Origin of the sequence: Desulforhabdus sp. TSK (assembly GCF_022836495.1) — a bacterium.
In the GTDB taxonomy this organism is placed as follows: Bacteria; Desulfobacterota; Syntrophobacteria; order Syntrophobacterales; family Syntrophobacteraceae; genus Desulforhabdus.
The window spans coordinates 1-468 of sequence record NZ_BQXM01000144.1; the positions used below are offsets into that span (position 1 = coordinate 1).

1 protein-coding gene is annotated in these 468 nt (G+C 61.5%); it reads right to left on the bottom strand.

Annotated elements, in window-relative coordinates; genetic code table 11:
- Nucleotides 1-134 precede the first annotated feature (134 nt).
- Nucleotides 135-468: group II intron maturase-specific domain-containing protein (locus MWC30_RS21880; RefSeq protein ID WP_244086313.1), on the bottom strand; the 334-nt coding region annotated here is incomplete at its 5' end.

Genomic DNA, 468 nt, shown 5'->3' on the forward strand with positions numbered 1-468 from the left:
GCTTGCCCTCACCGGTGTGGTGCTCCGTGTAGGGTCGGCCAGCAGCGCCCTGCCAGTCTTTGAACTGGTGGGTTTCTGCTGGCCGCCCTCCGAACCGGACGTGCCCATTCCTGAGCATCCGGCTCTCCATGTGATCATGCCAAGGCGTTCGTCCATGGTGTGGGAATGCGGGTTCCTCGATACCGGTAGCGGGCCACGGTGACCTGCTGGCATCGGAAGAACTCGATTCCTTGGTCGCGGATCTGCCAGCCGGGCAGATGACGACGTACCAGGGTGCGCATGTTCAGTTTCGGGTGTCGTTTCTTCAACCAGCCGACGATCCGCCAGAAGGCGAAGTGGTCGATGTAGCTGAAGAGGTGTTTCACGACGCCGTGTTGAAAGTATGTGCACCAACCCCGCAATGCCGGGTTTAACCGGCGTAGCAGGTCGGCGAGTGTTCGATGAGATGCCCGGCGGGTCAGCGTCCGC